Raw genomic sequence first — 14,010 nt, 5'->3', positions numbered from 1 at the left:
CGCGTCCCCGGGCCTGTCGATCAGGCGGGCTTCACGCCTGGCTGATCGGCAGGTAGACCTGGTTGCCGGTCTCGGCGAACTCGCGGGACTTCTGCTCGAAGCCCTCGGCGATGAGGGCCTCTTGGGCGGCGGCCTGCTCGCGGATGTCGGCGGAGATCCGCATCGAGCAGAACTTCGGCCCGCACATCGAGCAGAAGTGGGCCTTTTTCGCGGGCTCGGCGGGCAGCGTCTCGTCGTGGTAGGCCATCGCGGTGTCCGGGTCGAGGGACAGCGCGAACTGGTCGTGCCAGCGGAACTCGAACCGCGCCTTCGACAGGGCGTCGTCGCGCTCCTGCGCGCCGGGGTGGCCCTTGGCGAGGTCGGCGGCGTGCGCGGCGATCCGGTAGGCGATCACGCCAGCCTTCACGTCGTCGCGGTTCGGCAGGCCCAGATGCTCTTTCGGCGTGACGTAGCAGAGCATCGCCGTGCCCGCCTGCGCGATGATCGCCGCGCCGATGGCGGAGGTTATGTGGTCGTATGCGGGCGCGATGTCGGTGGCCAGCGGCCCGAGCGTGTAGAAGGGCGCCTCCTCGCAGAGCTCCTCCTCAAGGCGCACGTTCTCCACGATCTTGTGCATCGGGACGTGCCCCGGCCCTTCGATCATCACCTGCACGCCGTGCGACTTCGCGATCTTCGTGAGCTCGCCGAGGGTCTCGAGCTCGGCGAACTGCGCGGCGTCGTTCGCGTCCGCGATGGACCCTGGGCGAAGGCCGTCGCCGAGTGAGAACGTCACGTCGTAGGCGCGCAGGATCTCGCACAGCTCCTCGAAATGCGTGTAGAGGAAGGACTCCCGATGGCCCGCGAGGCACCAGGCGGCCATGATCGAGCCGCCACGGGAGACGATGCCGGTGACGCGCTTGGCGGTGAGCGGCACGTGGCGCAAGAGCACCCCGGCGTGCACGGTCATGTAGTCCACACCCTGCTTGCACTGCTCGATGATCGTGTCGCGGTAGAGCTCCCAGGTGAGCTTGACCGGGTCGCCGTTCACCTTCTCCAACGCCTGGTAGATCGGGACAGTGCCGACCGGAACGGGGGAGTTGCGCAGGATCCACTCCCGCGTCTCGTGGATGTCGGAGCCGGTGGAGAGGTCCATGATGTTGTCCGCGCCCCAGCGGGTCGCCCACACCATCTTCTCGACTTCCTCGCCAATGGAGGAGGTGACGGCCGAGTTGCCGATGTTCGCGTTGATCTTCACCCGGAAGGCTTTGCCGATGATCATCGGCTCGACCTCGGGGTGCTTGCGGTTGGCGGGGATGACGGCCCGTCCGGCGGCGACCTCTTGCAGCACCAGCGAGGGCGCGACGCCCTCGCGCGCGGCGATGAAGCGCATCTCCGGCGTGAGGACCCCGGCACGGGCGTGCTCCAGCTGGGTGCGGAAGGGGCCCTCGGGCTGGGCCCAGCCGTCGCGGAGCTTGGGGAGGCCCCGGTCAAGGTCGATCTGCGGGTCGTCCTCGGTGTACGGGCCGGAGGTGTCGTAGAGGTCGACGTGCTCGCCGTTGGTGAGGTGCACCCGGCGGAACGGCACGCGCAGCTCGTCGTGCAGGGCGTATTGCTTGGAGCTGCCGGTGATGGGCCCGAGGGTCAGTGCCTGGATCGCTGGGTCGAACTGGTCGCTCCGGCCTCCGGCCTGCGTTCCTGCTGCGATAGTCATATGAAGTGCTCCCTACGTCGGTGTTAACCGGACAGGTTCAGTCGGTCGGCAGGTCGTCCTGCCCTCTCAGCCCGCGTCCACGGGCCCCCGAGCGATGTGCGCGGCCGGGCTGTCGGCCGCAGGCTCCAGACTACAACGCGAAAACCTTGTCGGTGGTTCGGGAGATACTTCCTCCCATGGTTGAAGCCCCCGTGACTGCTCGTCGGATCTGGTCCTTGGTGCTGCCCGCCGTCGGGGTGCTCGCGGCGGAGCCGCTGTACGTGCTGTGGGACACCGCCGTCGTCGGCAGGCTTGGGGCCGAAGCCTTGGCCGGTCTCGCGGTCGGCGCGCTGGTGTTGAACCAGGCGGGCTCGCAGTTCGTCTTCCTGTCCTACGGCACGACGGGCCGGGCGGCGCGCAAGCACGGGGCGGGCGACCGCGAGGGCGTTGTGGCCGAAGGGGTGCAGGCGACGTGGATCGCGGCTGTGCTCGGCGTGTTGTTCGCGGTGGTCGGGCTGCTCGTGGCGGACCCGCTGGCGGCCGCGCTCGCGGGCAGTCCGCAGATCGCCGACGAGGCCGCCGCGTGGTTGCGGGTCGCGCTCTGGGGGGCTCCGCTGATCTTGGTCCAAATGGCCGGGAACGGCTGGATGCGCGGCCTGCAGGACATCAGGCGGCCGTTGTGGTTCGTCGTCGTCGGCTTCTCCCTCTCGGCGGCGCTCACCGCGACGCTCACGCTCGGGCTTTTCGGGGCGCCCCGGATGGGTCTCGTCGGCTCGGCGGTGGCGAACCTCGTCGGCCAGGCGGTGTCGGCGGCGCTCTTCGTGGCCGCGCTGGTCCGGGAGCGCCCGAGCTGGCGGCCGCAGTGGCCGGTGATCCGGGCGCAGCTCGCCTTGGCCCGAGAGTTCCTGCTGCGCAGCATCGCTTTTCAAGCGTGCTTCGTCTCGGCTGGGGCGGTGGCCGCGCGGTTCGGCGCGGCCTCCCTGGCCGGGCACCAGATCCTGTTGTCGTTGTGGACCTTCGCCGCGCTGGTCCTCGACGCGGTGGCGATTGCGGCGCAGTCGTTGGTCGGCTCGGCGCTCGGGGCGGGGCGCGCGGACGAGGCGAAGGCGTTGGCGTGGCGGCTGACCCGTTGGTCGGCCGGGCTTGGGGCAGGCGGCGCGGTGTTGCTGATTTGTGGACACAGTTTTGTGCCAAGGCTGTTCACGACGGACCGTGCTGTCCTCGCCTCCTTGGCCGTTCCGTGGTGGTTGTTCGTCGGGCTGACCGTCCTGGGCGGGGTGGTCTTCGCCCAAGACGGCGTGCTGATGGGCAGCGGGGACGTCCGCTTCCTCCGGCGGGTCACCATGGCGGGCGCGCTCTGCGGGTTCTTGCCGCTGGTCTGGGCCTCGCTGTTCTTCGGCTGGGGCTTGGCCGGAGTGTGGACCGGGCTGGCCGTGTTCGTGGCCCTGCGGATGCTCGCCGGGCTGTGGCGGGTGCGTTCGGGAAGCTGGGCGGTGACGGGGTCGTTCGGCGCGCCGAGAGTTGGCGATCCGGTCACATAGCGGGGGCGGCTTCGCGGCGGCAGGCCTCGCGCGGCTTCGAAAGCCTGCCTCGTCGCACCTCCGCCGGAGCACGGGCGTCTTCTGGTAGGCTTTTGCGGTCCCAGTCGCGTCAGGCGCAGACCGCGAGAGCTGCTTCGGAGAAAGTCCGGCGAACTGGCCACCACCGCTACGTATGCGCCTGATGAGGACTTTCGGAGAGCAGCTCCAGGCTCGTCAGAGCGCGGCCGCTGCGGTTCGCGGCTGTCCAGGAACTGGTCCGGCAACTGTGTATCGAAGGAGTGTCTTTCACGTGTCTGAGTCCTCTCTGCCCCTCGCAGGGCTCGAGGCTCTCGTCGCGCGGCCCCTCGGCGAGATCACCGGGGCCGAGAAACTCCACGGCGGCGAGGTCCTCGCGCCGTCCGGCGCGTCCGCGTTCGTCGTCGCGGCGATCGCGGCGCGCGGTCGGACGTTGGTGGTGGTGCCGGGGGAGCGTGAGGCCGGGACGCTCTCGCAGGAGCTCGCCGACCTCATCGGGGCCCGCCGCGTCGTCCTCGTCCCGGCATGGGAGACGCTGCCGCATGAGCGCCTGTCGCCGAGCCTTCGGGTGGTCGGGGAGCGGCTCTGGGGCTTGCGCCGCTTTTTAGGGAAAGAAACAGCGCTAGGGAAAGACTCGGGCCAGGCGCCCGACGTGGCGGTCATGAGCGTGCGGTCGTTCATCCAGCCCGTCGAAGCCGCTGTGCTCGACGTCGAGCCCGCTCGGCTGCGAGTCGGCGACGAGCACGACCTCTCCCTGCTCGCGGAGCGGCTGACCGCGCTGGGCTACACGCGGGTGGACCTGGTCGCCGAGCGCGGCGACTTCGCGGTCCGGGGCGGGATCCTCGACGTGTTCTCACCGCTTGACGACCATCCTGTCCGAGTCCAGTTCTGGGGCGACGAGATCACCGAGCTGCGGTCGTTCTCCGTGATCGACCAGCGCTCGTTGGGCACCACGACGGAGAACGGCGCGGCGGGGAGCGGTTCCGGGCAGGACTGGGCGGAGCTCATCGCGCCGCCGGTGCGGGAGCTGTTGCTGACCCAGCCGGTTCGTGATCGCGCGGCGGCGTTGGCTGCGGGCGGCGGGCTGCCCGCGCCCATGCTCGAAGCCCTCGCCAAGCTGGCCGAAGGGGTCGTGGTCCCCGGCGCGGAGGCGTTGCGCGACGTGTTGTCGGTCAACTCGCTGGTCAGCCTCGTCGAGCTGCTCGGACCGGGGACGCAGCTGCTGCTCGGCGACATCGAGCGAGTGGTCGCGCGCGCGGGCGACCTCGTCCGCACCGACGAGGAGTTCCGCGCGGCGGCCTGGCAGGTCGCGTCCGAGGACTCGGCTCCGATCGACCGCGTGGCCTGCGCCTACCGGGATGTGGTTTCCCTGCAAGAGGACGCGCGGGCGGCGGGCTGCGAGCTGTGGGAGGTCTCGTCGTTGCCCAACGCGCGGCAGATCGAGCTTGGCCTCACCGTGCCCGAGGTCGCCCGTCCGGGCGAGCCCGCGCTGGAGTCCGTGGTCGCGGCGTTGCGGGACCAGCTCGGCTCGGGCGGCACGGCGGCAGTGGTCGCCCAAGGCCAAGGCACGGTGCAGCGCGTCGTGGAGCAACTGCGCGCGGCAGACCTGCCGGTGCGGGCGGGAGCCTCGGGCGAGACGCCGCAGCCAGGGGTCGTGACTGTTCTGCGCGGCGCGTTGGCTCAAGGCGTGCGGTTCGAGCCGAACCTCACGGAGAACCAGGCGGATGAGCTGCAAGGCAGCAGGAGCCGACGCGTACTGGGGAGGGAGGAGGGTACGCGAGGCGACGATAACGCCGCAGATCGCCGCCTGGGCTCCGTGCTTGTCCTGACCGAAGCCGAGCTGACCGGCGCGAAGACGACGAACATCGGCCCGCCCAAGCGCCTCGGCACGCGCAGGCGCGACCAGGTCGACCCGCTCGCGCTCAAAGCGGGCGACTACGTGGTGCACGACCAGCACGGAGTCGGCCGGTTCGTCGAGCTGGTGGAGCGCACAGTGGCGGGCGCGCGGCGCGAGTACGTCGTGGTGGAGTACTCCTCCAGCAAGCGCGGCCACCCGCCGGACCGGCTCTACGTCCCGATGGACGCCCTCGACCAGCTCTCCCGGTATGTCGGCGGGGAGTCCCCCGCGTTGTCGAAGATGGGCGGCTCGGACTGGGCGAACACCAAGCGCCAAGCCCGCAAAGCGGTGCGCGAGGTCGCGGGCGAGCTGGTCAAGCTCTACGCGGCGCGGCAGACCGCCAAGGGCCACGCCTTCGGCCCGGACACCCCGTGGCAGTCGGAGCTGGAAGGGGCGTTCGCGCACGCCCCCACGCCGGACCAGCTGACCACGATCGGCGAGGTGAAGGCGGACATGGAGCGCGAAGTCCCGATGGACCGGGTGGTCTGCGGCGACGTCGGCTTCGGGAAGACCGAGATCGCGGTCCGCGCCGCGTTCAAAGCGGTGCAGGACGGCAAGCAGGTCGTGGTGCTCTCCCCGACGACGCTCCTCTCGGACCAGCATCTGCGGACTTTCTCCGAGCGGATGGCCCCGTTCCCGGTCAAGGTCAAAGGCCTGTCCCGGTTCACCGACCCCGCCGAGGCGAAGGAGACCGTCGCCGGGGTCGCGGAGGGGGAGGTGGACGTCCTCGTCGGGACGCACCGGGTGCTGCAGTCGAAGATCCGGTTCAAGGACCTCGGCCTCGTGATCGTCGACGAGGAGCAGCGCTTCGGCGTCGAGCACAAGGAGCACATCAAGGCGCTGCGGGTGAACGTGGACGTGTTGACGCTCTCGGCGACCCCGATCCCCCGGACGTTGGAGATGAGCCTCACCGGCATCCGCGACATGTCCACAATCCTCACCCCGCCCGAGGAGCGCTTCCCGGTGCTCACCTACGTGGGGGGCCACGACGAGAAGCAGGTGGCCGCGGCGCTGCGGCGCGAGCTGGTGCGCGACGGCCAGGTGTTCTACATCCACAACAGGGTCAGCTCCATCGAGAAGACCGCCGCGCGGCTGAAAGAGCTCGTCCCCGAGGCTCGGGTGGCAGTGGCGCACGGCCAGATGGGGGAGGACGCGCTGGAGGCGACCGCCGAGGCGTTCTGGCGCGGCGAGCACGACATCCTCGTCTGCACCACGATCGTGGAGTCGGGCTTGGACATCGCCAACGCGAACACGCTCATCGTGGAGCGCGCGGACACGCTCGGCCTCGCCCAGCTGCACCAGCTGCGGGGCCGCGTCGGCCGGGGCGGCGAGCGGGCGTTCGCCTACTTCCTCTACGACCCCGAGCGCTCGTTGTCCGAGACCGCGCACGAGCGCCTCACCACCATCGCGCAGCACTCCTCGCTCGGCTCGGGCATGGCGGTGGCGATGCGGGACTTGGAGATCCGGGGCGCTGGCAACGTGCTCGGCCTGGAGCAGTCCGGGCACATCGCCGGGGTCGGCTTCGACCTCTATGTCCGCCTCGTTGGCGAGGCGGTGGCCGCGTACCGGGCCGTGCTCGACGGGAAGGAGATCCCCTCGGTCCCCGTCGACGTGCGCATCGACCTGCCCGTGGACGCGCATATCCCGGTCACGTACGTCGCGAGCGAGCGGCTGCGGCTCGAGGCGTACCGGGGCCTCGCCGCCGCGGAGGACCACGCGCAGCTGCAGGCGAAGATCGTCGAGCTCGAAGACCGCTACGGCCCGATCCCGCCCGAGGTCGCCCGTCTGCGCGAGATCGCGGAGCTCAAACTCCTCTGCCGCCGCCACTCGCTCACCGAGGCGGCGGTGTCCGGCAGGCGGCTGCGGCTCTCGCCGGTGGCGCTCCTCGACTCCCAGCAGGTCCGCCTCGCCCGGTTGTTCCCCGGCTCGCAGTGGCGCGCCACATCCGGCGTGCTGACGGTCCCGCTGCCCTCGCCGGGCGTGGGCAAGGCCGCCGAAGAGGCGGACGGCTCGGCGGTGATCGACTTCGTTCGTCGTGTGGTCGGCGCGATCCACGCCGCGCCCTCGGCGGTCCCGCAGCCAGCCGCGTCAGGCGGAGGAGTCCGATGACCGAGTTGAGAGAGTCAGAGCTGCGCGCGCCGATGCACATTCCGCCCGCGCCAGCCGCCGCCCGGCCCCGTCCGCGCCGAGGGTGGTTCTGGCCCGCCGTGTTCTGCTTCGGGATGGTCGTGGTGATCGCGCTCGCGTATGTGCTGTCCACCCAAGAGCGTCCGTTGATCGAGGTCACGCCGCCGCCTGCGGGCGAGGCGGTGCCCGCGTTGTTCGCGCCGCACCCCAAGGGGCCGACCGCGCAGCTGTTCGCCGATTGGGCAGAGCCGATCTCCCGGCGCACCCGCATCCCGAAACGGGCGCTCATGGCGTACGCGAACGCGGCCGCGCTCGCGCGGCAGAACGACCCAGGGTGCGGCATCGCGTGGACGACGGTGGCCGGGATCGGGTCGAAGGAGAGCTCCAACGGCGAGCACGGCAACGCCACGATCGCCCAGAACGGCGACGTCCGGCCTCGGATTCGCGGCCACGCCCTCGACGGCACCGACGGGACCGTGAAGATGGTGGACACGTACGAGCCGTCCGCCCCGGACGGGGACCCGGTGTACGTCCGGGCGAAAGGCCCGTTCCAGTTCATCCCGGAGACCTGGGACCGCAACAAGGTCGACGGCAACGGGGACGGGGTCTACGACCCGGACAACATCGACGACGCGGCCGCCACGGCGGCGCACTACCTGTGCTCCCGAGGCGGGGACATGACCACCCCGAAAGGTTGGCGGGACGCGCTCCGGGCCTACAACGACTCGCCCGTCTACCTCCTCGACGTGCGCAAACGGGCTGCGGCCTACGCCGGCGGCATCGGCTTCTGACCGTGCTCGTCGAACTCTCCACCCAAAGCCTGGCCAACGGCGGCAGCGCCGTCGGCAGATACGAGAACCGGGCGGTCTTCGTGCGCGGCGCGCTGCCCGGCGAGGCCGTGCGGGCCCGCGTGGTCAAAGACAAGGGCTCGTACTGGCACGCGGACCTTGTCGAAGTCCTCGAAGCGTCGCCCCACCGGCGGCCTTCGCTCTGCCCGGTCGCCGAGAAGGGCGATTCGGGATGCTGCGACCTCGCTTTCCTCGACCCCGAGGCCGCCCGCGCGCTCAAAGGCCGCGTGGCCTCCGAGCAGCTCGCCCGCCTCGGCGGAGTCGAGTGGGCAGGCGACGCCGAGGCGTTGGGCGCCCCGACCGGCTGGCGCACCAGGACGCGCCTGGCCGTGGACCAGTCGGGCCGGGCCGGGTTCCACCGCTACCACAGCAAGGAGCTGGCGGCGGGGCTCGATTGCCCGCAGCCCGTCCCCGGCGCGCTGGACGGGCTCGCGCAGCGGCGTTTCCCGGCAGGAGCGGAGCTCCTCGTGGTGGTGGACGACGAAGGCGACCGCCACATCCAGCTCGCAGACCGCAAACACGGCAGGCGGAGCCTCGAAGGCTCTGGCATCGCGACGCAACGCGTGGGGGAGCGGACATGGCGGTTGCCGGTGCGGGCGTTCTGGCAGCCGCACCGGGAGGCGGCGCGGCGTTACTCGGCACTGGTGGCCGAGTGGGCGGGCGAGCTGCCCGGCGCTGTCGCTTGGGACCTCTACGGCGGCGCGGGCTTGTTCGCGTCGGCGCTCGCGGACTCGGTCGGGCAAGCCGGGCGGGTGTTCACGGTGGACTCGGCGGGCGCGTCGAGCCGCGCTGCGGTCGAGTCGCTCGCGGATCTGCGGCAGGTCGAAGTGCTGTCCGGCTCGACCGCGAAGCTTCTGCCGGATCTGCCGAGCGCGCAGGTCGCGGTTGTGGACCCGCCGCGAGCGGGAGCGGGCCGCGCGGTGGTCGCCGCCCTCGCCGGGACCGATCGGATCATCCACATCGGCTGCGAGACGGCGGCGTTCAGCAGGGACGTGGGGCTCTACGTCGAGCACGGGTACACGGTGCGCGAGATCCGGGTGTTCGACGCGTTCCCGCTGACCCACCACATGGAGTGCTTCGCGCTCTTGGAGCGCTAGGCGCGCAGGCGCGTCACAGCGGCTGCGGCACCGGCGGGTCGGCCTCGGCGAGCGGGAAGAACGGGCGGTGGGCGTCCCGCCGCTGCGACAACGTCCCGCCGATCCTGGCCAGTCCGGTGAGCGGCCCTTTGTCGGAGGGCGAGACGAGGTTCGCCATGAGCCGGACGGTCGCGTCCATCGCATGGGGCGAGCGGATGACCGCGCCGCCGACGGCTTCGAACGCCTTCGGCTTGAAGAAACCTCGGGCGATGCGGCGAGAGGCGGAGAACATCGAGCCGTACTCGTAGTTCAGCCGGTGCGGCCAGGACGCGGAGTGGTCGGCCTCGTCCAGGTGCTCCACCGCGAACCGGCCCGTCTCCAGCGCGTAGTCGATCCCCTCGCCGGTGAAGGGGTTCACGCAGCCTGCCGCGTCGCCGAGCAGCATCCAGTTGGGCCCCGCGACGGGGGAGACGGCCCCGCCCAGCGGCAGCAGCGCCGACTTCACCTGCATCGGCTCGCCCCGCAGGCCGAAACGTCCGCGCGCCTCGGCGAGATAGTGGTCGAGGAGCGGCTTCAAGCTCGTGTTGGCGGGATGTTTCGCGGCGGCGTAGAGGATGACCCCGACGTTGAGCAGGAAACCGGGGGAGTCGTCGACCTCCCCGTTGCCGCGCGAGTCTCCCAGGGGGAACAGCCAGCCGTACCCTGGCAGATGGTCGCCCTCCGGCGTGCTCAGGCCGAGGTGCGTGACCAGCCACTCCCATTGCTCGTCCACCCGCATGAACGCCCGGACCGCCGTGCCGTACACGGTGTCGCGGTGCCATTGGCGGCCCAAGAGCGCCCCGAACCGGGACCGGACCCCGTCCGCGACGAGCACGGTCCGGGGCTTCACCAGCACGGGACGCTCGTCGGACGTCGAGCGCAGCTCCACCTCGACGATCCGGCCCTCCTCGCGCCGCGCCGCATGCGCCCGATGGCCCAAGAGGAGGCTGGCTCCGGATTCCTCGGCCACCTGTGTCAGGCGGTGGTCCAGCTCGGTCCGCGTGACCACGCTCCCGTAGCGGGGGAACGAGCCCTTCGGCCACGCGACTCGCTGGCCTTTCTCCCAGCCGAAGAAGACGTGCACGCCTTTCGTCGTCGGGTGCTGGAGCACCCAGTTCGAGAGCCCGAGCCGGTCCAGCTCTTCGATGGCGCGCGGCGTCAGGCCGTCTCCGCAGGTCTTGTCCCTCGGGAACTCTGCCATGTCGACGAGCAGCACGTTTCTGCCCGCCCGTGCGGCCCAGGCCGCCGCCGCGGAGCCCGCGGGGCCCGCTCCGACGACCAAGACGTCGACTTCGGGCCCGATGGCCCGTGTCTCGTCGCCGTTCTTGCTCCGCGTGCCGTCCATGCTGTCCTCTCCGGTCCGCCGTCGAACGCATCGTGCGCAATGGCATGAAACAGACTATCAATTGTGTCGCATCGAAGACGATTTGCCCCGACGATACGCAGCTCTTCATGAGACATATCTTCCCGCTTGTTGCCAAGTCGGGCGCGGTCGGTTATTGTCGAGCAGTGAGAGACGCGCAGCACAATCATAGTTTCAGGTGCGTGGAAGCACTTGCTCTGGGCGGTTCGGGCCCGCGAGGGGAGAAGCGGGGTCTCGCCAAGGCGTGGGACACCGTGAAAACGGAGTGGCAGGCCCTGCGGATCCTTCGCGCGTCGGGCGTCTTCCCGCCGATCCAGGTGGTCCCCGGCGTCCTGCTGGAGCTCGCGCGCAGCGGTGTGGCGGGGGGCGGGGCGGTCCTCGGGCGGCTGCACGGCGACCGGGTGGCGCTGGTCGACCCCGAAGGCTCGCTCACCTACCGGGAGCTGGGACGACAGTGCTCTGCGGCGGTCAACGGCCTGCGCGGGCTCGTCCCGCGCGGCGACAAACCGGTCATCGCCATGCTGACCCGCAACAGCAGATATGCCTTGATCGGCCTCCTCGGGTCGGCGGGGATCGGGGCCCGGGTCGTCATGATGAACACCGACATGGGCGCGAAGCAGCTCGCCGAGGTCTGCGCCCGCGAGAAGGTCCGGCTCGTCATCCACGACGAGAACTTCGCAGACCGTCTCGCGGCGTTGGACCCGCAGATCGCCAAGCTGGTCGCGGCCCGCTCGACGCGGGAGCGCCGGGACGACACGCTCGGCTCGCTGATCGCACGGGCCTCGACGCGCGCGCCGAGGCCGCCGCGAGGCCTGCCCGAAGTGGTCATCCTGACCAGCGGGAGCACCGGGGCGCCGAAGGGCAGCCAGCGCGGCGCGGGCAGCGGCGGCGGGCATCGCCCGTCGTTGGCGGCAGGGGCGGGCGTGTTCTCGAAGCTCCCGTTCCGCTCGACGGACTCGGTCTTCCTCGCGCCGCCCCTGTTCCACGGCTGGGGCGCCTTGGTCTTGGGCCTGGCGCTCGGGCTAGGCGCCAAGCTGGTTTTGGAGCCGGGCTTCAACGCCAAGCGCAGCGTCGAGCTCATCGGCGAGCACCGCTGCACGGCGATCATCCTCGTGCCCACGATGATCCAGCGGCTGCTGGCGTTGGGGCACGACGGGCTCGCCGCGATCGACCACAGCTCGGTCCGCATGATCGGGTCGGGCGGCGCGCGGCTCGACCCGTCCTCGGTCGAGGGGATCCGGCAGGAGTTCGGGCCGGTGCTCTACAACCTCTACGGGGCGACCGAGGCGGCGTTCATCAGCATCGCCACGCCGAGCGACCTCGTCGCCGATCCCGAATGCGCGGGCTCGCCCTCGATCGGCGTCACGGTCAAGGTCTTCCAGAACGACAAGGAGGTCCCGGCAGGCATGGTCGGGGACATCTATGTCGGCAGCGCGCTGGTCTCTCCCCAGTACACGGACGGGCGGCGCAAGGAGATGATCGGAGACCTGCTCAAGACCGGGGACACCGGCTACTTCAACGAGTTCGGGCGGCTTTTCGTGGTGGGCCGCAGCGACGGGATGATCGTCTCGGGCGGCGAGAACGTTTTCCCCGAGGAGGTCGAGCTCGCCCTGCTCGGGCACCCGCAGGTGAAAGACGCCAAGGTCGTCCCCGTCCCCGACGACGACTTCGGCCAGCGGCTGCGGGCCTTCATCGTGCCGAGCGCGGCGGACTCGATCAGCGCGGAGGACGTCAAGGCGTTCGTCTCGACCGAGCTGTCCCGCTCGCGCGTTCCGCGCGACGTGCTCTTCGTCGACGACTTGCCCCGCACCGCGATGGGCAAGGTGACCAAGTCCGCGCTCGACGAGCTCGCGTCTGCCGTGGCAGGCTCCGGGGCGACCACGGGCAAGAGCGGCGCGGACAGCGCCGGAGCCACGACCAAGGAGGCGCGATGACAGCGACATACGAGGACCAGAGCCTCGCACAGGAGAAGCTCGCACGGGAGAAGGCGGCGCGCGCGTCCGATCTGCGACAGATCCTCGACGCGCAGAGGGCGGCGTTCCTGTGCGAGGGCGCGGTGACGACGGCGGTGCGCCGCGACCGGCTCAAGCGGCTGGGCGCGATGCTCTGGGAGAACGCCGAGGAGCTCGCCGAGGCTATCGACGCCGATTTCGGGACGCGGCCGAGGGAGCTCTCGATCGCGGGCGACATCGGGTATGTGGTCGCGGAGATCGCCGAGCTCCTCGCTCATGTGGGGAAGTGGACGAAGGCCGAGCGGCCACACCGTTTCACGCGCCTGTTCGGCTTGAGCGAGGAGATCCGGCACGACCCGCTGGGGGTCGTCGGCGTTGCCGGGCCGTGGAACTTCCCGTTGCAGCTGACGTTCGCACCGACCGCCGCGGCCCTCGCGGCGGGCAACCGGGTGATGGTCCGCCCGTCCTCGGTGACCCGTCGGACGGTGGACGTGCTGGCCAAGGCGGCGGCAAAGTACTTCGACCCGGCCGAGCTCGCCGTGATCACCGCCGACTACGGCCCGGGCTCCGTGTTCTCGAAGCTGCCGTTCGACGGGTTCTTCTTCACCGGCTCGCCGGAGGTCGGGCGCGAGGTGGCGCGGGATTGCGCGGACAACCTCGTGCCGGTCACTCTCGAGCTCGGCGGCAAGAACCCGGTGGTCGTCGACCGAGACGCGAATATCGAGCGCGCCGCGCGGCGGATCGCGGCAGCCAAGCTGTTCAACAGCGGCCAGGTCTGCCTGAGCCTGGACTACGTCTTCGTCCCGCGCGAGGACGAGCCCGCGTTCGTCGCCGCCGTGCTCGACGAGTGGCGCTCGATGTTCCCGACCATCGAGCACAACCGGTTCTACACATCGATCATCAACGACGCGAACTACGACCGGATCGTGGGGCATATCGAGGACGCCCGGAGCAAGGGAGCGAAGGTCCACCAGGCCATCCCGCCTCGGGAGAACCTCCCGGACCGCCGCTCGCGGAAGATCCCGCCGACCGTGCTGACGAATCTGCACGGCGGCATGGCGATCGAAGGCGACGAGGTCTTCGGCCCGGTGCTGTCCGTCCACGCCTACGAGGATTTCGAGGAGGTGATCGGGCACATCAACCGCAAAGACACTCCGCTCGCGCTGTACTGGTTCGGGCCCGAGAACGACCGGAGGCGCCAGCTCGTCGACCAGACGCGGAGCGGCTCGGTCAACGGCAACGAGTTCATGCTGAACATGCTGCCTGGGCTCGGCACGCCGTTCGGCGGGGTCGGCAAGAGCGGGTACGGGTACTACCACGGCAAGCACGGGATCGAGACGTTCTCCCACGCCCGCCCCAATATGCACTACAGCGCGCCCTTCTCGCTGACGCGAAGCGGGTTGAGCCCTCGGGGCATACGCCGGATGGGCAACGGCCTGACGTTGCTGTTGCGCCTGACGAACCGCGGGTAGGAGGGGCGATG

General features: G+C 70.5%; 8 protein-coding genes and 1 riboswitch. Of the genes, 6 read left to right on the top strand and 2 right to left on the bottom strand.

Annotated elements, in window-relative coordinates; all coding sequences use genetic code 11:
• Nucleotides 1-31: 31 nt before the first annotated feature.
• Nucleotides 32-1,690 carry a phosphomethylpyrimidine synthase ThiC gene (gene thiC / locus ACRC20_RS05600; RefSeq protein ID WP_438685361.1) on the bottom strand — a complete coding sequence of 553 codons (1,659 nt, stop codon included), beginning with the start codon at nucleotides 1,688-1,690 and terminating at the stop codon, nucleotides 32-34.
• Nucleotides 1,683-1,791, bottom strand: a riboswitch (TPP riboswitch). (Overlaps the previous gene by 8 nt.)
• A gap of 75 nt (nucleotides 1,792-1,866) precedes the next feature.
• On the opposite strand from thiC, the gene ACRC20_RS05595 reads away from it, so the two are divergent.
• The 4 genes from ACRC20_RS05595 to ACRC20_RS05580 all read left to right on the top strand — a co-directional run bounded on the left by ACRC20_RS05595 (nucleotide 1,867) and on the right by ACRC20_RS05580 (nucleotide 9,194).
• Nucleotides 1,867-3,210 (top strand): MATE family efflux transporter, encoded by a 1,344-nt coding sequence (locus ACRC20_RS05595; RefSeq protein ID WP_438685360.1) that lies wholly within the window; start codon nucleotides 1,867-1,869, stop codon nucleotides 3,208-3,210.
• 289 nt (nucleotides 3,211-3,499) lie between these two features.
• Nucleotides 3,500-7,231, top strand: coding sequence for a transcription-repair coupling factor (mfd, locus tag ACRC20_RS05590; protein ID WP_438685359.1), 3,732 nt, complete (start codon nucleotides 3,500-3,502; stop codon nucleotides 7,229-7,231).
• A complete protein-coding gene (locus ACRC20_RS05585; protein ID WP_438685358.1) occupies nucleotides 7,228-8,040 on the top strand; it encodes a lytic transglycosylase domain-containing protein in 813 nt (270 codons plus the stop codon). Before mfd ends, ACRC20_RS05585 begins: the two co-directional genes overlap by 4 nt.
• The gene (locus ACRC20_RS05580; protein WP_438685418.1) at nucleotides 8,037-9,194 is read left to right on the top strand and encodes a class I SAM-dependent RNA methyltransferase; all 1,158 of its coding nucleotides are present in this window, start codon (nucleotides 8,037-8,039) and stop codon (nucleotides 9,192-9,194) included. The genes ACRC20_RS05585 and ACRC20_RS05580 overlap by 4 nt, the downstream gene beginning before the upstream one ends.
• Nucleotides 9,195-9,207: 13 nt before the next feature.
• On the opposite strand, the gene ACRC20_RS05575 is transcribed toward ACRC20_RS05580, so the two are convergent.
• Entirely contained in the window at nucleotides 9,208-10,557 is a 1,350-nt protein-coding gene (locus ACRC20_RS05575; protein WP_438685357.1) for a geranylgeranyl reductase family protein, read from the bottom strand.
• A 200-nt stretch (nucleotides 10,558-10,757) separates the two neighbouring features.
• On the opposite strand from ACRC20_RS05575, the gene ACRC20_RS05570 reads away from it, so the two are divergent.
• Nucleotides 10,758-12,509 carry an AMP-binding protein gene (locus ACRC20_RS05570; protein ID WP_438685356.1) on the top strand — a complete coding sequence of 584 codons (1,752 nt, stop codon included), beginning with the start codon at nucleotides 10,758-10,760 and terminating at the stop codon, nucleotides 12,507-12,509.
• Entirely contained in the window at nucleotides 12,506-13,999 is a 1,494-nt protein-coding gene (locus ACRC20_RS05565; RefSeq protein WP_438685355.1) for an aldehyde dehydrogenase family protein, read from the top strand. The genes ACRC20_RS05570 and ACRC20_RS05565 overlap by 4 nt, the downstream gene beginning before the upstream one ends.
• Nucleotides 14,000-14,010 lie beyond the last annotated feature (11 nt).

The sequence above is a fragment of the Segniliparus sp. genome (assembly GCF_051660745.1).
Classification (GTDB): Bacteria; Actinomycetota; Actinomycetes; order Mycobacteriales; family Mycobacteriaceae; genus Segniliparus.
This window is presented reverse-complemented; position numbering and strand designations above follow the sequence as displayed.

Coding starts and splice junctions, on each gene's coding strand:
- ACRC20_RS05575 (WP_438685357.1), bottom strand. CDS start 10,557: ATGGACGGCACGCGGAGCAAGAACGGCGACGAGACACGGGCCATCGGG.
- ACRC20_RS05595 (WP_438685360.1), top strand. CDS start 1,867: ATGGTTGAAGCCCCCGTGACTGCTCGTCGGATCTGGTCCTTGGTGCTG.
- ACRC20_RS05585 (WP_438685358.1), top strand. CDS start 7,228: ATGACCGAGTTGAGAGAGTCAGAGCTGCGCGCGCCGATGCACATTCCG.
- thiC (WP_438685361.1), bottom strand. CDS start 1,690: ATGACTATCGCAGCAGGAACGCAGGCCGGAGGCCGGAGCGACCAGTTC.
- ACRC20_RS05565 (WP_438685355.1), top strand. CDS start 12,506: ATGACAGCGACATACGAGGACCAGAGCCTCGCACAGGAGAAGCTCGCA.